Source organism: Rathayibacter sp. PhB127, from assembly GCF_003751665.1.
Taxonomy (GTDB): domain Bacteria; phylum Actinomycetota; class Actinomycetes; order Actinomycetales; family Microbacteriaceae; genus Rathayibacter; species Rathayibacter festucae.
This window is the reverse complement of record NZ_RKHW01000001.1, coordinates 506665-525609: the sequence shown is the minus strand read 5'-3', so window position 1 is coordinate 525609 and position 18945 is coordinate 506665. Positions and strand designations below refer to the sequence as shown.

The window sequence follows — 18945 nt, the reverse complement described above, 5'->3', positions numbered from 1 at the left end:
CCGATGATCACGCGACGCGAAGCCGCTCAGCGCCTCGACATCCCCGTCGAGATGGCGACGCGGCACGGGCTGCCCACCCGGCTCTCCGAGGAGGAGCTCGTCGCCCTCGAGCAGGACCCGCCCGCCTGGCTCGCCCAGTCGCGCGAGAACCGCACCGGGAAGCGCCCGGTCTGGGTGACCCTGGACTGCGCGATCTGCGGCCGCTCCGAGTCCGCCCGCCCGAAGAAGTGGTGGCCCGACTTCAGCTTCCTCGTCTGCGAGGACCATTCCCCCGACGCGTGGCCGCACCACCCCGAGGGCCACCGCCGCGACGAGTACGACGGCATCGGCACCCGCTTCGTCGGCGTCCTCGACACCCCCGTCTGACCCGCTCGTCCCTCCTGCCCCCGTTCGATTCGCAGGCGATCCGGCCGCCCGTCGACGTCCGACGCGGGCGAGCGCGCTCTCGCGCCGGGATCACCTGCTCATCGGACCACCCGTCCACGACGAGGAACGGGCCCCCCGCAGGAGGCCCGTTCACGTACCGCGGTCGCGGCTACTCCCATTCGATGGTGCCCGGGGGCTTGGAGGTCACGTCGAGGACGACGCGGTTCACGCCGCTCACCTCGTTGGTGATGCGGTTGGAGATGCGGGCGAGCAGGTCGTAGGGCAGTCGCGTCCAGTCGGCCGTCATCGCGTCCTCGGAGGAGACGGGGCGCAGCACGATCGGGTGGCCGTAGGTGCGGCCGTCGCCCTGGACGCCGACGGACCGGACGTCGGCGAGCAGCACGACCGGGCACTGCCAGATCTCGCCGTCGAGCCCGGCGGCGGTGAGCTCGGCGCGGACGATCGCGTCGGCCTCCTGCAGCAGGTCGAGCCGCTCCTGGGTGACCTCGCCGACGATGCGGATGCCGAGGCCGGGGCCGGGGAACGGCTGGCGGCCGACGATCGCCTCGGGCAGCCCGAGCTCGCGGCCGATCGCGCGGACCTCGTCCTTGAAGAGGGTGCGCAGCGGCTCGACGAGCGCGAACTGGAGGTCCTCGGGGAGGCCGCCGACGTTGTGGTGCGACTTGATGTTCGCGGTGCCGGTGCCGCCGCCCGACTCGACGACGTCCGGGTAGAGCGTGCCCTGCACGAGGAAGTCGATCGACGTGCCCTCGCCCTGCGCCTCGAGCACGAGCGCCTCGGCGGCGCCCTCGAAGGTGCGGATGAACTCGCGGCCGATGATCTTGCGCTTCTGCTCGGGGTCGCTGACGCCGGCCAGCGCGTCGAGGAACTGCTCGCGCGCGTCGACGGTCACCAGTCGCACGCCCGTGGCGGCGACGTAGTCCTCCTCGACCTGGCGGCGCTCGTCCTTGCGCAGCAGGCCGTGATCGACGAAGACGCAGACCAGCTGGTCGCCGACCGCGCGGTGCACGATCGCCGCGGCGACGGCGGAGTCGACGCCACCGGACAGACCGCAGATGACGCGGCCGGTGCCGACCTGCTCGCGGATGAGCGCGACCTGGTCGTCGATGACGTTGGAGGAGTTCCAGTCGGCGGGGATGCCGGCGGCGCGGTGCAGGAAGTTCTCGATGACGGCCTGGCCGTGCGCCGAGTGCTTGACCTCGGGGTGCCACTGCACGCCGTAGAGGCGGCGCGCGTCGCTGCCGAACGCGGCGACGGCGGTCGAGCCGGTCGAGGCGAGGACGTCGAAGCCCTCGGGCGCCTTCGAGACCTGGTCGCCGTGGCTCATCCACACCGTCTGGTCGACGGGCTGGTCGCCGAGGAGCACGCCGCCGTCGGCCGTGACGGACGCGTCGGTCGCGCCGTACTCACGGAGCCCGGTGTTCGCGACCTCGCCGCCGAGCGTCTTGGCCATCACCTGGAAGCCGTAGCAGATGCCCAGCACGGGGATGCCGAGGTCGAAGATCGCGGGGTCGAGCTGCGGCGCCCCCTCCTCGTACACGCTCGAGGGACCGCCGGAGAGGATGATCCCGACCGGCGACTTGGCGGCGATCTCCGCGGCCGTCGTGCCGGACGGGACGATCTCGGAGTACACGTTCGCCTCGCGGACGCGCCGCGCGATCAGCTGCGCGTACTGGGCGCCGAAGTCGACGACGAGCACGGGCTGGGCGGCGAGGTGCGGCTGCGGGGCGGACTGCGGCGCGCTGGCGCCGGACTGCTCACTGATGGGGGGCCTCCACGGAGTCGGTCGGGGTCGTCGGCTCGAGGGCGGCGGTGCGCCGCTCGAGGTACTGCTCCACCTCGCGGGCGATGCGGGTCTCGACGAAGAAGGACAGGGTGGGCACGACTCCGCCGAGCGCGATGAGGACGAACCGCGAGAACGGCCAGCGCATCAGGCTCCACAGGCGGAAGTCGGCGAAGAGGTAGACGACGTAGAACCAGCCGTGCGCGATCAGGATGCCGGTGGACAGGTTCGCGCCCGTCCCGCTCGACTTCCACTCGCCGCCCGGCACCTCGTACATCGGGGCGAAGTGCGCGATCCCCTGCTGACCGAAGACGAACAGCTCGAGGTGGAACACGTACTTCAGCAGCATCTCCGCGCAGAGCAGCAGGAGCATCACGCCGGTGATGATCGAGGTCACCCGGTAGAAGCGCAGCGCGCTCCGGATCGCAGGGAACTGCGCGGGCTTGGGCTCGAGGGGCATGGGGTCCAGTTTACGGGGCGGAGGCGGTGACCGGGCTCTGCGCGAGCTCGGCGGCCTCGAGAGCCTCCTCGGTCTCGCGCTCCCAGGCGTCACGGACCAAGCGGAACCACAGGTAGAGCGCGAAGCCGGCGAAGACGACCCATTCGATCGCGTAGAAGACGTTGAGCCAGTTCAGCGAGACGTCGGTGACCCGGGCCGGTGAGTCGATCGCCTCGAGCCCCGCCACCGGCTGGTCGACGACGACGTAGCCCTGGTAGACGTCCAGCGGCGGATCCGGCCAGCGGTTGATCAGCGCGGGGATCGACAGCGCGGTGAGGGTCATCGGATCGGTGCCCTCGGCGGGCACCTCGGCGGCCTCGTTCGCGACGAGGCGGCCGGTGAAGCCGGTCGGCGCCGCCTCCGCTCCGTCGTTCAGGCGCTCGGCGACGCTCTGCGCCTGCTCCTGGTCCGCGGTCCAGCCGTAGGCGACGACGAGGTCGGCGTCAGCGGTGCGGGTGCGCGCGATGACCCACCAGCCCGGCTGCTCGCCGTTCAGACGCCCGCCGAGGATCTCGGCGCCGCCGGGAATCAGCTCGGAGCTGCCCGCCACGCGCTGGCCGTCGGCGGTCGCGGTGATCGGGCGCGACGGGGCGGCGACCTCGTCGAGCGGCAGCACCGTCTCGGAGACGCCGGAGTCGGGCGCGGCGGCCTCGACCGCGCGTCCCACCTGCCACTGGCCGAGGGCCGCGAAGAGCCCCGCGATGACGAGGGCCAGGGCCAGGGCCGCGAGCCAGCGCGGTCGCCGGGCGACCTGCCAGACCGTGCTCTGCGGCGGGGCGCTCTGCGTCATGCGTTCCTCGTTCGGGGCGGATCCGCTCGGCGGCGGCGGACCGCTGAAGCCTAGCCAACGAGGGTGGGAGGACCCTCGGATCGCTGCCGCTCAAGCCGCTCGAGCACCGCCGAAGCGGCGGCTCCCCTCTCCATGCTGGTCGAGCAGCCCCGCAGGGGCGCCCTCCATGCTGGTCGAGCAGCCCCGCAGGTGCGCCCTCCATGCTGGTCGAGCAGCCCCGCAGGGGCGTATCGAGACCCGACGCCATCAGCACGGCGGGGCTGCAGACCCGTCCTTCTGATTCAGGTGGGTCTCGATACGCCCGCTCCGCGGGCTACTCGACCAGCATGAAGGTCCGCCCGATGATCGGATCGGACGGCTCAGTAGTCGGGCTCGCGCGGGCGCCGCGGCCGGTCGGAGTCGATGCCGTCGGACTGCTGCATGGCCTGGTCGATGAGGGCCTGCCGCATCGGGTCCGGGAACTCGTCGTCCAGCTCGTCCGGCTCGACGGGCCGGCGCGGGCGGGGAGCAGGCTCGGCGACCGGCGCCTCGGCGGGGTCGGCCGCCGGACGCTCGTCCGCCGCCCCGTCCGCCATCGCCGCCTCGACCAGGGCGAAGTCCTCCTCCGCCATCGCGCTGCGGGTGGCCGGCTTCGGCCGGTGCCGCCGCCGCGAGAGGAACTGTCCGATGCTCTCCGAGCGCGACGCGAGGATCGGGCCGACGATCGCCATGATCAGCACGTAGAGACCCGCGAACGGCTGGATCCGCTCGTCGAGCCCCGCCGAGAGCGAGAGCGTCGCGAGGATCAGCGCGAACTCGCCCCGGTTGTGCAGGATGAAGGCCGCGTTGAGCCCGGCGCGGGGCCCGAGCTTGTTCAGCCAGGCGACGAACTGGCCGGCTCCGAGGTTGAGCACGATCGTCATCACCGCGGCGGCGATCACCGGCAGCACGACGTCGGGGAAGGCTCCCGGATCGAGGCCGAGGCCGAAGTTCACGAAGAAGAAGGCGCCGAACACATCGCGGAGCGGGATCGCGATCCGCTCGACCCGCGCGCGGAACCGGGTGGCGCCGATCACCAGGCCGATCAGGAACGCGCCGATCGCGTCGGTGACGCCGAGGACCTCGCCGATCCCGCCGAACAGGATCGCGAGACCGAAGAACAGGATCGTGAACAGCTCGTCGTCGCGGGTGCGGAAGAACCGGGAGACCACCCGGCCGCCCCAGCGCGCGATCGCGAACATCACCACGAGGAACGCGAACGCGATGACCAGCTTCAGGACGACCGGCCACGGCTCCGTCTCGCCCGAGAGCACGACCGACACGATCGCCAGGTAGACCGCGATGAAGATGTCCTCCACGACGGTCACGCCGAGGATCATCGGCGTCTCCGGGTTGGCGAGGCGCTTGAGCTCGATCAGCAGCTTCGTCACGATCGCGCTCGAGCTCGTCGCCGTGATGCCCGCGATGATCAGCGCCTCGCGGCTGCCCCAGCCCAGCACGAAGCCGAAGGCGAGCCCGGCCGCCATGTTGACGGCGATGTAGGAGCCGCCGGAGAGGATCAGCCGCGCCGCATTGCCGTAGAACTCGTCCTGATCGAACTCCAGGCCGAGGTTGAACAGCAGCAGGATCAGCCCGAAGACCGCCGTCAGCTCGATGTAGGACGACTCGAAGTCGAGCGGGAAGAGGTGGAAGTTCGGGCTCGCGAGCAGGCCGACGACCATGTAGATCGGGATGGCCGGAAGGCCGATCGTGCGCCCCAGCCGCCCGAGGACGTAGGCGACGACGAACAGGACACCGAGGACGATGAGGTCTTCGCCGTGGTGCATCCTCAGGCTCCGGGCGGCGTCTCGGGAGCCTTGGCGAAGACGCCGGAGCGGAAGAAGGCGAAGGCCTTGGCGACCTTCTCGGGGCTGCCGGCGACGACGAGCGTGTCGCCCGGGAACACCCGGAAGTCGGGGGCGGGAGCGGGGTTCGCGGCGTCACCGCGCACGACGGCGACGACGGTGAGGCCGACGATGCCGCGGTCGGCGGGCTTGCCGAGCTGCTGGCCCGCGATGTGGTCGTCGTAGTCGACGGTGAACCAGTCGATCGAGAGCCCGGGGATCTGATCGAGCGCGGTGAGCGACTCGGTGATCTGGGTGCCGCCGAGCAGCTCGGCGAGGGTGTGCGCCTCGTCGTCGCTGAGGCGGAGCGAGACCTTCGCGCCGTCCTGGTCGCCCTCGGCGAAGGTGATCAGGTCGCTGTGGCCCGAGCGGTGCGCGATGACGCCGACCTTGCCGCCGTCGGCGGTGAGGAAGGTGTGCAGGACACCGACACCGGGCAGCTTGACCCTGCGGACCTCGACCATGCGTGCTCCATCCGCGCCTCGCAGCGCTCCGACGTCGGGAATCCTCCCAGTTTAGGCGGCCACCGCCCGCCCCCTGCCCCCGTTCGCCCACGGAGGACCCGGCCGCCGGCCGCCGGCCGCCGCCGCCGAGGCGTCCCCGAACGGTCGAGACGTCCATCCGCAGGGGGACGTCTCGACCACAGTGGGACGCCTCGCTCTCCACAGGGTGTCGCGCGCCGTCCACAGAGGTGGGGAGAGGCAGGCCGATGAGGGCGCCCGGAGTGGGAGGGTTCCGGGATGACACGGGTGGAGCTGTTCCGGGGAGAGGCCTGCGGGAGGTCGGCGGAGTTCGTCCGCCTCCGTCGCGGGGTGCACGTGTGCGCGGCGGAGTGGGCGAGCGCCTCGGTCGACGCGCGCCACCGCGCCCGCATCGACGCGGTCGCCGCGACGTGGAGCCGGCCCGTCTTCCTCCGTGAATCCGCCGCCGCTGTCTGGGGCCTCCCCCTGGTCGAGCCGCTCGACGAGACCGTGCACGTCGCGGCGTCGCCGGCGGTCGGCAGCCGAACGCGCAACCGCGTCGCGGAGCACGGAGGCGTGTCATCCGATTCCGCGGTGGTCGTCGACGGGCTGACGATCTCCGATCTCGCGCAGACCGTTCTCGACCTCTGCCGCTTCTCGTCCTTCCGGCGCGCCATCACTGCGGCGGACCACGCCCTGCGGATGCGCGGCAGCCACGGCGAGCACCTTCTCGAGCCGGAGGAGCTGAGGGAGCGCCTCGCCGTCCTTCCCGGCGGGGCCCGCGGTCGTACGGCGGCGGCGCGGGCGATCGACTTCGCCGACGAGCGCGCCGACTCGCCCTTGGAGTCGATCAGCCGGGTCGCGATGCACCAGGCGGGGCTCCCCCGCCCGGTGCTCCAGCGGCCGTTCCACGACGACGAGGGCCTGATCGGCCCGGTCGACTTCTTCTTCGAGGACGCCGACGTCGTCGGCGAGGCCGATGGGGCGCATAAGTACACGGATCCGCGGTTCCTCCGCGGGCGCAGCCCCGAGCGGGCGCTGCTCGACGAGAAGCGCCGGGAGGACCGCCTCCGCGCTCTCGTCAGCGGCGTGGTCCGCTGGCGCTGGCAGGACGCCTCCGCCGCGCGCCCGATGCTCGCCGCCCTCGCGCGCGCGGGAGTCCACCCCACCGAGACGGCCTCGAACGGTCGAAGCGTCCAGCTGCTGCGGGACGTCTCGACCGTTCGGGGACGCCTCGGCCGGCCGGCCGGCTAGCTGGGCTGGTACGGGGCGACGACGACCTCGACGCGCTGGAACTCCTTGAGGTCGGAGTAGCCGGTGGTCGCCATCGAGCGGCGGAGGGCGCCGATCAGGTTGGCGGTGCCGTTCGCGTCGGTCGCGGGGCCGTAGAGCACCTGCTCGAGCGTGCCGACGGTGCCGACCTGGACGCGGCGTCCGCGCGGGAGCTGCTGGTGGTGTGCCTCGGCACCCCAGTGCCAGCCGCCGCCGGGCGCGTCGGTGGCTCGGGCGAGCGCGGAGCCGAGCATCACGGCGTCGGCGCCGACCGCGACGGCCTTGACGATGTCGCCGGAGGTGCCGAGGCCGCCGTCCGCGATGACGTGCACGTAGCGTCCGCCGGACTCGTCGAGGTAGTCGCGGCGAGCGCCGGCGACGTCGGCGACCGCGGTCGCCATCGGCGCCTGGATGCCGAGCGTTGCGCGGGTGGTCGACGCCGCACCGCCACCGAAGCCGACGAGGACGCCCGCGGCGCCCGTGCGCATCAGGTGCAGGGCGGCCGTGTACGTCGAGGCCCCACCGACGATGACCGGCACGTCGAGCTCGTAGATGAACTTCTTCAGGTTGAGCGGCTCGGTGTCCCGCGAGACGTGCTCGGCCGACACGGTCGTGCCGCGGATGACGAACACGTCGACCCCCGCGTCGACCACCGTCTGGTACAGCTCGGCGGTGCGCTGCGGCGACAGCGCGCCCGCGACCGTCACGCCGGCCGCGCGGATCTCCGCGAGCCGCGCCGTCACCAGTTCCGGCTTCACCGGCTCCGAGTAGATCTCCTGCATGCGCTGCGTCGCCCGCTCCGCCGGCAGCTCCCGGATCTCCGCGAGCAGCGGCTCCGGGTCCTCGTAGCGCGTCCACAGCCCCTCGAGGTCGAGGACGCCCAGCGCCCCCAGCCGGCCGAGCGCGATCGCCGTCGCCGGCGACACCACCGAGTCCATCGGCGCCGCGAGGATCGGAGTGCTGAACTGGTAGGCGTCGATCGCCCACTTCACCGAGACCACCTCCGGGTCGCGGGTCCGGCGGCTCGGGACCACCGCGATGTCGTCGAAGGCGTACGCGCGGCGGGCGCGCTTGGCGCGCCCGATCTCGATCTCCATAGGGGCGATGTTACCGGTGGCTCGCTCCTCGCTCCGCGCCTCGCTGCGCTCGCCCCTCCGCTCGTCGCTCGCCCGCAGTCGGCTCAGGCAGGCGGTCGCGTCCCGCAGAGCGTCCCGCGTCCACGCACGGCGATCCGCTGGCACGCGGATCGCCGGATAGCGCTCCCACCTTGCTGCCGCGCGTGTCTGACGGGGCAGTCGCGGCGGGCAAAGCCCGCTCGCGCTGCCGATAGCCGGCGCAGTCGCGGCGGCGCGCCAGCGCCGCTCGCGCTGCGACTCTCGGTCTTACACAGATCCGCGTGCCCCGAGTGGGAGGCGTCGGGTCGTGAGGGCGGCCCCTCCGGCGTGGTGGGCGTGTGGGCCGAAGGCCCATCGGGCAGAGGGGCCGCCCTCACGACCCGACGCCGACCCCCACCCCGAGCCCCAGCAGCAGAATCAGCGCCGGTAGTTCGGCGCCTCCACCACCATCTGCACATCATGCGGATGCGACTCCTTGAGCCCCGCCGCCGTGATCCGCACGAACTTCCCGCGCTCCTTCAGCTCCGAGATCGTCCGCGCCCCCACGTAGAACATCGACTGCCGCAGCCCGCCCGCCAGCTGGTACGCCACGTTCGCGAGCGGCCCGCGATACGGCACCTGCCCCTCGATCCCCTCGGCGATCAGCTTGTCGTCGGTGGGCACGTCGGACTGGAAATAGCGGTCCTTCGAGTAGGAGGTCCGCTCGCCGCGGGTCTGCAGCGCGCCGAGCGAGCCCATGCCGCGGTAGGTCTTGAACTGCTTGCCGTTCTGGAAGACGAGGTCGCCGGGGCTCTCCTCGCAGCCGGCGAGGAGCGAGCCGAGCATGACGGTGTCGGCACCGGCGACGAGCGCCTTGGCAATGTCGCCGGAGTACTGCAGTCCGCCGTCGGCGATCACCGGGACGCCCGACTCGCGGGCGGCGAGCGACGCCTCGTAGACGGCGGTCACCTGCGGCACGCCGACGCCGGCGACGACGCGGGTGGTGCAGATGGAGCCGGGGCCGACTCCGACCTTGATGGCGTCGGCGCCCGCGTCGACGAGCGCCTGCGCGCCGGAGCGGGTGGCGACGTTGCCGCCGACGACGTCGACGCCGGCGAAGGCCGGGTCTGCCTTGAGGCGGCGGATGATCTCGAGGACGCCGGCGGAGTCGCCGTTGGCGGTGTCCACGACGAGGACGTCGACCCCGGCGTCGAGGAGCGCGGTGGCGCGCTGCCAGGCGTCGCCGAAGAAGCCGATGGCGGCGCCGACGCGCAGGCGCCCCTCCTCGTCCTTGGTCGCGTTCGGGTACTGCTCGGACTTGTCGAAGTCCTTCACGGTGATGAGCCCGGCGAGCTTGCCCTGCGCGTCGACGAGGGGCAGCTTCTCGATCTTGTGCTGCGCGAAGAGCGCGATCACCTCGCTGTCGGGGATGCCGACGCGGCCGGTGATCAGGCCGGCGCTCGTCATCACGTCGCGCACGAGGGTGGACGCCTTCTCGAACGGCGAGACGAAGCGCATGTCGCGGTTGGTGATGATGCCGACGAGGACGCCGCTCGCGTCGACGACGGGGAGGCCGCTGATCCGGTACTGGCCGCAGAGGTCGTCGACCTGCGCGACCGTCGCGTCGGGAGTGGTGGTGACAGGGTTCGACACCATGCCCGACTCGCTGCGCTTGACGCGGTCGACCTGGTCGGCCTGATCCGCGATCGAGAGGTTGCGGTGCAGGATGCCGAGGCCGCCCTGGCGGGCCATGGCGATCGCCATCCGCGACTCGGTGACGGTGTCCATCGCCGCGGAGAGCAGCGGGGTCGCGACCGTGATGCGCTTGGTGAGCCGGGAGGCCGTGTCGGCCTCGCTCGGGATGACGTCGGTGTGCCCGGGGAGGAGCATGACGTCGTCGTAGGTGAGTCCGAGGAATCCGAAGGGATCCGGCTGGTCCATCAATGCCCCTTAGCAGGTCGTGCGGGTGGCCCGGTGGTGGAGGTCGCGCATCCGGTCACGGGTGTCCCGGATGCTCAATCTTAAGCGCGGCGACGCGCCCGGTATTCCTGCCCGGACGTCCCTCCGATGTGCTCCGGGCGCGCTCGCGACCCGTGCGGGGGACACGGGAGCGCTCTCCGCCCCGCATAATGTCGTCACGCAGTAGTGCAGGTGGGGAAACACCGCCGACACATGCGGAACGTATGGTCAACCAACGTTGTTTGACGACGGCGATCCGGGCGCGCCCGAGGACCCCATCCGTCTGTGCACCCTGACGAGAGGTAGACGTCTTGCTCACAGCCAGCCGTTCGACGCGCCACAAGCGCGCGACGACCCTGCATCCGACGGACCGGGAGGCTCCCCGTGCCTAGGCGGCTCCCCACACTCCGCACGCTCCGCGACGGCCTGGTCGCCCTCGGCCTGCTCGCCGCGACCCTGACCGGCGTCGCCGCCGCAGCACCCGCCGCGACCGCCGAGACCTCGGCCGACCAGTCGATCATCGCCTGGGTCCGCGTGCAGGGCACCAACGAGAACCTGGTGGGGGTGACCGTCGAGCTCGGCGGCGACGCCACCGCGACCCTCACCACGGGCGACGACGGCCGCGCCGTCTTCCCGCTCGAGGAGGCCGGCACCTTCAGCGTGACGGTCGACGAGGAGACGCTCCCCGCCGACAAGGGCTACCCGGCAGCGGGGCAGAACCCGAAGCAGGTGACGATCGTCTCCTCGCAGAACCAGATCGTGAACTTCATCGTCTCGACGGCCAACCCGATCGGCACGGGCGCGAGCGCTCCGGTCCCGACCGACTCCGCCGCCCCCACGAACCCCGCCACCGAGGGCACCACGGGCAACGACGCGACGAACCCCGACGGGACCTCGACCGCGGCGAACCAGCCGGTCACGGCGAACACCTTCTGGATCATCTTCTGGCCCAAGGTCGTCACCGGCCTGATCTTCGGACTCCTGATCGCCCTCGCGGCGATCGGCGCCTCGCTGATCTACGGCGTCACCGGGCTGAACAACTTCGCCCACGGCGAGCTGGTCACCTTCGGCGCGCTGATGGCGTACCTCTTCTCCGGCGTCTTCGGGCTGCCGGCGCTGCTGGCGATCCCGATCGCGGTGATCCTCGGCGGGGTGTTCGGCTTCGCGCAGGACGGACTGCTCTGGAAGCCGCTGCGCAAGAGGAACATCCAGCTGATCCCGCTGATGATCGTGACCATCGGCCTGTCGCTCGCGCTGCGCTACACCTTCGTCTTCTTCTTCGGCGCGGACCGGCTCTCCCTGCCGAACAGCACGGCGCCGTTCTTCACGGTCCCGGCGCTCGGCATCAGCCTCAAGTTCACCGACCTCGTCGGCGCAGCCGTCGGCATCGTCTGCATCGTCGGTGTCGCCCTGCTGCTCACGAAGACCAAGATCGGCAAGGCGATGCGCGCGGTGTCCGACAACCGGGCCCTCGCCTCCGCCTCCGGCATCAACGTCGAGCGCGTCATCCGCGTGGTCTGGGTGCTCTCCGGAGCCCTCGCCGCGCTGGCCGGCGTCTACATCGGCTACTACCAGTCGCTGCGCTGGGACACCGGAGCGTCGATCCTGCTGCTGATCTTCGCGGCGATCACGCTCGGCGGACTCGGCTCCGCCTACGGAGCGCTGGTCGGCTCGCTCATCATCGGCCTGATGATGAACATCTCGACGATCTGGATCCCGGAGAACCTCAAGTACGTGGCTCCGCTCGTCCTCATGATCATCATCCTGCTGGTCAGACCGCAGGGCATCCTCGGTCGCAAGGAACGGATCGGCTGACACCATGAACCTCAACTTCATCTGGCTGGCGATCGGGCAGATCGTCGATCCCACCGTCGCCGCCTACGCGCTCGCGACCATCGGCCTGGTCATCCACTTCGGATTCACCGGCCTCCTCAACTTCGGCCAGGCCGGCTTCATGGCGGTGGGCGGCTACGCCTTCGCCATCACCTCGGTCAAGTTCGAGTGGCCCGTCTGGGGCTCCCTGCTCGCGACGATCGTCGCGGCGACCCTCTTCGCCCTCATCCTCGGCATCCCGACACTGAGACTGCGGGCGGACTACCTCTCGATCGTCACGATCGCGGCGGCCGAGATCGTCCGGCTCTCGGTCAAGACACCCGAGTTCTCGGCGGTGACCGGCGGCTCCGAGGGCATCAACGGCGCGGCGAAGGCGTTCAACGACCTCAACCCGCTGCCGGAGGGGCGCTTCGGGATCGGGATCCTCACCTACAACCAGGACCAGTGGTGGGTCCGCATCGTCGGCTGGGGCCTCGTGCTCCTGGCCTGCCTGCTGGTCTTCCTCCTGATGCGCAGCCCCTGGGGCCGCGTCATCAAGGGCATCCGCGAGGACGAGGACGCCGTGCGCTCGCTCGGCAAGAACGTCTTCTCCTACAAGATCCAGGCGCTGATCCTCGGCGGCGTGCTGGGCGGCCTGGCCGGAGCGCTGTTCATCCTGCCGCGCTCCCTGCAGCCGGACAACTACGGCACCCAGCTGACGTTCTTCCTCTACACGATCATGCTGCTGGGCGGTGCCGCGACGGTCTTCGGGCCGGTCGTCGGCTCGATCATCTTCTGGGTCGTCCTCGGTCTGACCGACGGACTGCTCACGCTCGGGATCGACACCGGGGTCCTCAACAACGACCTCATCAAGCTCACCACCGTGCAGACCGGACCGATCCGGTTCATCGTGGTGGGTGTGGCCCTCATGCTCCTGGTGATCTTCAGACCCCAGGGCATCTTCGGCAAGAAGAAGGATCTGCACTTTGCCTAAAACGCCGGTCTCGGACGTCACCGAGCAGGAAATCGTCCCCGGGGTCGTCAAGAAGGACCCCATCCTCGTCGCCGACGGCGTCAGCCGCCGCTTCGGCGGCCTGACCGCGGTCGACGTCGCCCACGTCGAGATCCCGCGCGGCTCGATCACCGCGCTGATCGGCCCGAACGGCGCCGGCAAGACCACGTTCTTCAACCTGCTGACGGGCTTCGACAAGCCCAACACCGGACGCTGGAACTTCAAGGGCAAGAACCTCGCGAACGTCCCCGCCTACAAGGTGTCCCGGATGGGCATGGTGCGCACGTTCCAGCTCACCAAGGCCCTCGGCGGCATGACGGTGCTCGAGAACATGCTCCTCGGCGCCAAGGGGCAGAAGGGCGAGAACATCCTCACCTCGCTCATCCGGCCGCTGTGGTCGAAGGAGGAGGAGTCGATCGAGAACCGCGCGATCCGGCTGCTGGAGAAGTTCAAGCTCGACACCAAGAAGGACGACTACGCGTCGAGCCTCTCGGGCGGTCAGAAGAAGCTGCTCGAGATGGCGCGCGCCCTGATGTCGGAGCCCGAGCTGGTCATGCTCGACGAGCCGATGGCGGGCGTGAACCCGGCACTGACGCAGTCGCTGCTGGGCCACATCGTCAACCTCAAGGACGAGGGCATGACCGTGCTCTTCGTCGAGCACGACATGCACATGGTCAACACCATCGCCGACTGGGTGATCGTGATGGCCGAGGGCAAGGTCGTCGCCGAGGGACCGCCCTCGACGGTGATGAACGACCCCGCGGTCATCGACGCCTATCTCGGCGCGCACCACGACACCGACCTCGGCACGATCGAGGGCCAGCTCGAGGTCGCGGAGGAGATGGACTCGGACCTGGTCCGCGAGGACGTCGAGAAGCGGGCCGAGGCGGCCGGCGTCGACGTGCACCACACGGGCGGCGAGCACGCGGCCGCGGCGACCCCTGCGGCCTCCACTGCGACGGCCTCCACCGCGACGGCCTCCACCGTGGACGACGCCCCTGCGACGGCCGCACCGGCGGACGGCGCACCGACGAGCATCGCGCCGACGACCGACGCGCCCGCCGTCGACTTCGGAAAGGACGAGAAGTGACCCAGAACACGCTCGAGACGCACGACCTCCACGCGGGGTACGTGCCGGGAGTCAACATCCTGAACGGGTCGAACGTCTATGTGAAGAAGGGCGAGCTCGTCGGCATCATCGGCCCGAACGGAGCCGGCAAGTCGACGCTGCTCAAGGCGATGTTCGGGCTGGTGAACATCCGCCAGGGCACGGTCCTGCTCAACGGCGAGGACATCACCGGCTTCAAGGCCGACAAGCTGGTCTCCAAGGGCGTCGGCTTCGTGCCGCAGAACAACAACGTCTTCCCGTCGCTCACCATCGAGGAGAACCTCGAGATGGGCATGTACCAGAAGCCGAAGATGTTCAAGGACCGCCTCGAGTTCGTGACGGAGCTCTTCCCCGAGCTGACCAAGCGCCTCAAGCAGCGCTCCGGCTCGCTCTCGGGCGGCGAGCGCCAGATGGTCGCGATGTCGCGGGCCCTGATGATGGACCCGTCGATGCTGCTGCTGGACGAGCCGAGCGCCGGTCTGTCGCCGATGCGCCAGGACGAGACCTTCGTCAACGTCCAGCGGATCAACCGCGCCGGCGTCTCGATCATGATCGTCGAGCAGAACGCCCGCCGCGCGCTGCAGATCTGCGACCGCGGCTACGTGCTCGATCAGGGCCGCGACGCCTACGAGGGCCCCGGCCGCGAGCTGATGAACGATCCGAAGGTGATCGAGCTCTACCTCGGCACGCTCGCGACGACCAACGAGGTCACCACGAGCACGCCCACCGTCGGCGGCTGAGGCCGCCGCACCCCCGGGCCCGTCACCCGCCGAGAGGCGGGGGCGGGCCCGTCGTCGTCGAGGAGGAGGACCGGATGCGCCGCAGCGCCGCTCTGATCGTCGTCGCGCTCGCGGCGGGGCCCCTCTCCGGCTGCGCACCCGGGCCGGTCTCGCAGCTGCCGGCGGGCGTCTCCGTCGGCGTGCAGCAGAACCGCGACGACTACGGTCCCCGCCGGCTCGAGGTCCTGGTGACGAACACCGCCGACGAGCCCCTGGACGTCTGGGAGGCGCGGCTCGACTCCCCCGCCTTCACCGACCCGGCCGCCACCGACGGCCCGACCACGGTGCGCCCGGGGACGACGACCGCGCTCCGGCTGCAGCTCGCTCCCCCGGACTGCGCGGACCCCGGCGCGGACGCCCGCGTGCGGCTCGCCTTCACGCAGGGCGGGGTGTCGGGGACGGCCGTGGTCGCGCCGGACGACCCGCTCGGCAGCCTGCCGCGCATCCACGCCGAGGACTGCCTCGCGCAGCGCGTGGCGGACGTGGTGTCGATCGTGCCCGGAGACGCCGTCACAGTGGCGCAGGAGGGCGGAGAGCCGGTCGCGCACCTGGAGGTCGTCCTGACCCCCACGGGGGCGGACGGGGGCGTCTCGATCGCGGCGATCGGCCGGACGATCCTGCTCCGGCCCGCCTCGGGAGCGGACGCCTGGCCCGTCGGCGTGCGCGTGGACGCCGGCGCGGACGCCTCCCGCGTCGACCTCGCGATCCTGCCGAGCAACTGCAACACGCACACCGTCTCGGAGGACAAGCGCGGCACGTTCCTCCCGGTCGCCGTCACACTCGACGACGGCACGTCGGGAGTCGTCGCGGTCGGTGTCTCCGACGCCGTGCGCGGGGCGCTCTACCGCTTCATCGCCGAGGACTCCTGCCGCTGGCAGTGAGCGCCGGCGCCGCACGGACATCGAGTCTCTCTCTGCGCTGGCACCCCCCGCCCGAGGGCCAGGACGGCGGCCGCCGTGCCGTAATTTTGGTGACAAGAAACATCGGCGCCGACACCCCGGCCGGACTCCTCTCCCCCTGATCAGGGGCGGATTCCCACTGTCCTCGGCACCGATTCCTTCCCCTTCCGCGTCCCGTTCCGGCGCCGCGGTCCCCGTCTTCGAAGGAGCCGACCCATGAAGAGCTACACCCCCGCACCCGTCGCCCTCGGCGCGACCTTCGGCACCGGTGCGATCGGCGACTACGAGCGCTGGTCCGTCGTCGGCGTCTACGCGCAGGTCGTCATCGCCGAGACCACCGGCGGCAAGCGCCGCAACTACAGCCGCTCGTTCGTGACCTACCGCCTGGCCCAGGAGGCGGAGCTCCTCCGCGCCTCCTGAGCCGCACCGAGCACTGAGCGAGCGCGCGTCCCCTCGGGGGCGCGCGCTCGCTGCGTCGTGCGGCACCGGGAGGGACGGAGCGGGGACCCACGTTCGTCCGGTGGTGGATCTCGATACGCCCTCTCCGAGGGCTACTCGATCAGCATGGAGATGGCCTGCCGATCGAGATCGGCGCGGGTCCACCGGAACGGGAAGCCGGCGCTTCATGCTTGTCGAGTAGCCGCGCAGCGGCGTATCGAGACCTCGGGCACGACGAAGGGGCCCGGTCGGATGACCGGGCCCCTTCGCGCGTCGCGGCCGGAGCCGCAGGCGGGGTGCTAGTTCAGCGAGCCGTCGACGGTCTCCTCGAACGAGGTGACGTTGCCGGCGCCGTACTTGTAGATCGACACCGACGCCTCGGTCGGGTCGCCGTTCTCGTCCCACGAGATCGGGCCGGAGAGGCCGTCGTAGTCGATGTCCTCACCGTCGGCGAGCATCGTGGCGCAGTCGGCGAACGTGGTGCACTTCGTGCCCCCGGTCGAGACGTCCTGCAGGTTGTCGCGGATGGTCGCACCGTCGGTCGCGCCGCCCGCGAGCGCCGCGAGAGCGGCGAGCACCGTGGCGTCGTACGACTCGGGGGCGTAGCTGAACACCGTCAGCGCGTCGTTCCCCTGCTCCTTCACGAGAGCCTGGAGGTTCGACTGGAACTCCTCCGACGCCTGCACACCGGGGTTGGTGAACTGCGCGCCGTCGATGTCGACGTTCGTGTCCGCATCGGTGATGACGCCGTAGTTGCCGTCCGTGCCGTAGAGGTTCGCGAAGTCGAAGCCCTTGGCCGCGAGCTGCTCCGCGATCGTGGTGATCTCGTCGAACGAGATGACGACGAGCGCGTCCGGGTTCGGGGCGAGCAGCGAGGTCAGCGCCGAGTTGAAGTCGGTCGAGGCCGGCTCGAAGATCTCCTCGGCCGCGACGGTCGCGCCGCCCGCCTCGAGGGTCTCCTTGATGTTCGACTCGAGGCCGGTGCCGTACGCGTCGTTCAGGTACAGGATCGAGACGTTGGTCTTGCCGTCGCCGAGGATCTTGTTGCCGAGGATGCGGCCCTGGAGCACGTCCGAGGGGGCGGTGCGCCAGTAGTAGCCGTCGTCGTCGTAGGTGGTGAAGTCCGGCGAGGTGTTGGCCGGCGAGATCTGGACGACGCCCGCCTGGGTCACCTGGTCGATGAACGTCTTCGAGACACCCGAGGAGGCCGCACCGATGATGACGCTCGCGCCGTCGGCGATCAGCGAGGTCGCCGACTGCGTCGCGATGTCCGTCGTGGTGTCGCCGGAGTCCTTCTGCTCGACATCGATGGTGAGGCCGGCAGCGGCGTCGTTGATGTCCTTGACCGCGAGGTCGACGCCCGCGATCTCGGGCGGGCCGAGGACGGCCAGGGTGCCGGTCTGCGGGAGGATCGTGCCGATCTTCAGGGACAGGTCGCCGGACTCGCCGCCGTCGGTGCCCGCGTCTCCGCCGCCGCCGCTGGCGCAACCGGCGAGGACGAGAGCGCTGGCGCCCAGGAAGGCGACCCCGCTCAGGGTCACCCGGAGGGATCGCGTACGGGCCGTCCCGGCCTTCGCGTGAACGCGCATGTTTCTCCTTGAGAGGTTCTGTCGTGGGAGCGGTGCCGGAGGCAACCGCTCGGCCAACCTAACCTTCGGAGAAGCCGTGAACAATACGGGGGTGTTTCAGATGCGTTTCGCGACCTGATCGTTACTTTTCGTCGTCGGAGCGCTCTCCCGCGACGCGATCCGCAGGTCAGGCCGTCACGCGCCGCCTCCGGCGCTCGGCCGAGACGAGGTCGACTGAGAAGATCGCCAGGGCCGCCCAGACGAGCGCGAAGCCGATCCAGCGCTCCGGCGGCATCTCCTCGTGCAGGAGGAAGGCGCCGACGACGAACTGCAGCACCGGCGTCAGGTACTGGATGAAGCCGACGATCGAGAGCGGCAGCCGCCGGGCGGCGCCCGCGAACAGCAGCAGCGGCACCGCGGTGACGATGCCGGCCGAGGCGAGGATGAGCGCGTGCCCCGTGCCCTCCGTCGCCAGCGTCAGGCCGACCGTCGAGCCGACGACCAGCAGCTGCACGATCGCGAGCGGCGTGAGCCAGAGCGTCTCGAGCGTGAGACCGCTGACCGCGTCCATCCGGCCGCCGACCCGGCTCTTCACCAGGCCGTAGAGGCCGAAGGAGAAGGCGAGCGCGAGCGAGACCCAGGGGAAGGAGCCGTAGCCGACGGCGATCACGAGGACGGCGACGGCGCTGATCGCCATCGCGACCCACTGCGCCCGCCGCAGCCGCTCGCGCAGCACGATCACGCCGAGCAGCACCGTGACGAGCGGGTTCATGAAGTAGCCGAGGGCCGCCTCGATCACGTGGCCCGTGGTCGTCGCGATGACGTAGACCTGCCAGTTGATGTAGATCAGCACGCCGGCGATCGCCATCACGCCGAGCAGCCGCGGCTCGCGGAAGAGCGCCGCGAAGCCGCGCCAGCTGCGGGTCACCGTCAGCAGGAGCAGGCAGAAGACCAGCGAGAAGAGCACCCGCAGCGCGACGATCTCGAACGGCGAGGCGGGGGCCATCGCGATGAAGTAGAGCGGCATCGCGCCCCAGAGCAGGTAGGCGGCGAAGCCGAACCAGAGGCCGGTCGACGACAGCGCGCCGCCGGCGCCCTTCACGGGCAGGGCCTCGACGCCCTCGCCGGCCGCGGCGTCGCCCGTCGTCGGCGAGGCGGGTTCGGCGGGGAGGCGGGAGGCGGGCACCCGTCCGATGCTACGCAGGGCCGGCGCCCGCGGACC

17 protein-coding genes are annotated in these 18945 nt (G+C 70.9%); 8 read left to right on the top strand and 9 right to left on the bottom strand.

The genetic code is table 11. The annotated features are described in order from the left end of the window. Window positions 1-3: 3 nt before the first annotated feature. A complete protein-coding gene (locus EDF22_RS02615; protein ID WP_123445101.1) occupies window positions 4-366 on the top strand; it encodes a hypothetical protein in 363 nt (120 codons plus the stop codon). Between the two features lie 169 nt (window positions 367-535). Here the strand turns inward: EDF22_RS02615 and guaA are convergent, their stop codons facing one another. The 5 genes from guaA to EDF22_RS02590 form a co-directional block, all read right to left on the bottom strand. Next, window positions 536-2086, bottom strand: coding sequence for a glutamine-hydrolyzing GMP synthase (gene guaA / locus EDF22_RS02610; protein ID WP_221180883.1), 1551 nt, complete (start codon window positions 2084-2086; stop codon window positions 536-538). A 58-nt stretch (window positions 2087-2144) separates the two neighbouring features. Continuing rightward, a complete protein-coding gene (locus EDF22_RS02605) occupies window positions 2145-2630 on the bottom strand; it encodes a DUF3817 domain-containing protein (protein WP_123445099.1) in 486 nt (161 codons plus the stop codon). Between the two features lie 10 nt (window positions 2631-2640). Beyond that, the gene (locus tag EDF22_RS02600) at window positions 2641-3459 is read right to left on the bottom strand and encodes an SURF1 family cytochrome oxidase biogenesis protein (protein ID WP_123702160.1); all 819 of its coding nucleotides are present in this window, start codon (window positions 3457-3459) and stop codon (window positions 2641-2643) included. A gap of 359 nt (window positions 3460-3818) precedes the next feature. Beyond that, window positions 3819-5264, bottom strand: coding sequence for a cation:proton antiporter (locus EDF22_RS02595; RefSeq protein WP_123445097.1), 1446 nt, complete (start codon window positions 5262-5264; stop codon window positions 3819-3821). Window positions 5265-5266: 2 nt separating this feature from the next. After that, the gene (locus EDF22_RS02590) at window positions 5267-5785 is read right to left on the bottom strand and encodes a cation:proton antiporter regulatory subunit (protein ID WP_123445096.1); all 519 of its coding nucleotides are present in this window, start codon (window positions 5783-5785) and stop codon (window positions 5267-5269) included. Window positions 5786-6061: 276 nt separating this feature from the next. On the opposite strand from EDF22_RS02590, the gene EDF22_RS02585 reads away from it, so the two are divergent. Further along, window positions 6062-7036 (top strand): hypothetical protein, encoded by a 975-nt coding sequence (locus EDF22_RS02585; protein ID WP_148059088.1) that lies wholly within the window; start codon window positions 6062-6064, stop codon window positions 7034-7036. On the opposite strand, the gene EDF22_RS02580 is transcribed toward EDF22_RS02585, so the two are convergent. Together EDF22_RS02580 and guaB are read right to left on the bottom strand one after the other, a co-directional pair. Further along, window positions 7033-8151, bottom strand: a complete 1119-nt coding sequence (locus EDF22_RS02580; RefSeq protein WP_123702156.1) for a GuaB3 family IMP dehydrogenase-related protein — start codon at window positions 8149-8151, stop codon at window positions 7033-7035. The genes EDF22_RS02585 and EDF22_RS02580 overlap by 4 nt on opposite strands. Window positions 8152-8586: 435 nt before the next feature. Beyond that, entirely contained in the window at window positions 8587-10089 is a 1503-nt protein-coding gene (gene guaB / locus EDF22_RS02575) for an IMP dehydrogenase (protein ID WP_123702154.1), read from the bottom strand. A 402-nt stretch (window positions 10090-10491) separates the two neighbouring features. On the opposite strand from guaB, the gene EDF22_RS02570 reads away from it, so the two are divergent. From EDF22_RS02570 to EDF22_RS02545, 6 genes are all read left to right on the top strand, one after another. Beyond that, complete coding sequence (locus EDF22_RS02570) at window positions 10492-11922, top strand: branched-chain amino acid ABC transporter permease (protein ID WP_260302847.1); 1431 nt, start codon at window positions 10492-10494, stop codon at window positions 11920-11922. 4 nt (window positions 11923-11926) lie between these two features. Next, complete coding sequence (locus tag EDF22_RS02565; protein WP_123445092.1) at window positions 11927-12913, top strand: branched-chain amino acid ABC transporter permease; 987 nt, start codon at window positions 11927-11929, stop codon at window positions 12911-12913. Next, complete coding sequence (locus EDF22_RS02560; protein WP_123702152.1) at window positions 12906-14021, top strand: ABC transporter ATP-binding protein; 1116 nt, start codon at window positions 12906-12908, stop codon at window positions 14019-14021. The genes EDF22_RS02565 and EDF22_RS02560 overlap by 8 nt, the downstream gene beginning before the upstream one ends. Further along, window positions 14018-14779 (top strand): ABC transporter ATP-binding protein, encoded by a 762-nt coding sequence (locus EDF22_RS02555; RefSeq protein WP_123445090.1) that lies wholly within the window; start codon window positions 14018-14020, stop codon window positions 14777-14779. The genes EDF22_RS02560 and EDF22_RS02555 overlap by 4 nt, the downstream gene beginning before the upstream one ends. Before the next feature lie 74 nt (window positions 14780-14853). Then, complete coding sequence (locus EDF22_RS02550; protein WP_123702150.1) at window positions 14854-15699, top strand: hypothetical protein; 846 nt, start codon at window positions 14854-14856, stop codon at window positions 15697-15699. Between the two features lie 234 nt (window positions 15700-15933). Next, entirely contained in the window at window positions 15934-16137 is a 204-nt protein-coding gene (locus EDF22_RS02545) for a hypothetical protein (RefSeq protein WP_123445088.1), read from the top strand. 317 nt (window positions 16138-16454) lie between these two features. Here EDF22_RS02545 and EDF22_RS02540 read toward each other — a convergent pair whose 3' ends face one another. Together EDF22_RS02540 and rarD are read right to left on the bottom strand one after the other, a co-directional pair. Then, the gene (locus EDF22_RS02540) at window positions 16455-17744 is read right to left on the bottom strand and encodes an ABC transporter substrate-binding protein (protein WP_123702148.1); all 1290 of its coding nucleotides are present in this window, start codon (window positions 17742-17744) and stop codon (window positions 16455-16457) included. A 166-nt stretch (window positions 17745-17910) separates the two neighbouring features. Further along, window positions 17911-18825, bottom strand: a complete 915-nt coding sequence (gene rarD, locus EDF22_RS02535) for an EamA family transporter RarD (RefSeq protein WP_397460147.1) — start codon at window positions 18823-18825, stop codon at window positions 17911-17913. Window positions 18826-18945: the final 120 nt, after the last annotated feature.

Excerpts from the sequence above, each read along its gene's own strand:
- EDF22_RS02600 (WP_123702160.1), bottom strand. The coding sequence starts at position 3,459 with ATGACGCAGAGCGCCCCGCCGCAGAGCACGGTCTGGCAGGTCGCCCGG.
- guaB (WP_123702154.1), bottom strand. The coding sequence starts at position 10,089 with ATGGACCAGCCGGATCCCTTCGGATTCCTCGGACTCACCTACGACGAC.
- EDF22_RS02550 (WP_123702150.1), top strand. The coding sequence starts at position 14,854 with ATGCGCCGCAGCGCCGCTCTGATCGTCGTCGCGCTCGCGGCGGGGCCC.
- EDF22_RS02580 (WP_123702156.1), bottom strand. The coding sequence starts at position 8,151 with ATGGAGATCGAGATCGGGCGCGCCAAGCGCGCCCGCCGCGCGTACGCC.
- EDF22_RS02615 (WP_123445101.1), top strand. The coding sequence starts at position 4 with ATGATCACGCGACGCGAAGCCGCTCAGCGCCTCGACATCCCCGTCGAG.
- EDF22_RS02540 (WP_123702148.1), bottom strand. The coding sequence starts at position 17,744 with ATGCGCGTTCACGCGAAGGCCGGGACGGCCCGTACGCGATCCCTCCGG.
- EDF22_RS02545 (WP_123445088.1), top strand. The coding sequence starts at position 15,934 with ATGAAGAGCTACACCCCCGCACCCGTCGCCCTCGGCGCGACCTTCGGC.
- EDF22_RS02595 (WP_123445097.1), bottom strand. The coding sequence starts at position 5,264 with ATGCACCACGGCGAAGACCTCATCGTCCTCGGTGTCCTGTTCGTCGTC.
- EDF22_RS02585 (WP_148059088.1), top strand. The coding sequence starts at position 6,062 with ATGACACGGGTGGAGCTGTTCCGGGGAGAGGCCTGCGGGAGGTCGGCG.
- EDF22_RS02565 (WP_123445092.1), top strand. The coding sequence starts at position 11,927 with ATGAACCTCAACTTCATCTGGCTGGCGATCGGGCAGATCGTCGATCCC.
- EDF22_RS02605 (WP_123445099.1), bottom strand. The coding sequence starts at position 2,630 with ATGCCCCTCGAGCCCAAGCCCGCGCAGTTCCCTGCGATCCGGAGCGCG.
- EDF22_RS02590 (WP_123445096.1), bottom strand. The coding sequence starts at position 5,785 with ATGGTCGAGGTCCGCAGGGTCAAGCTGCCCGGTGTCGGTGTCCTGCAC.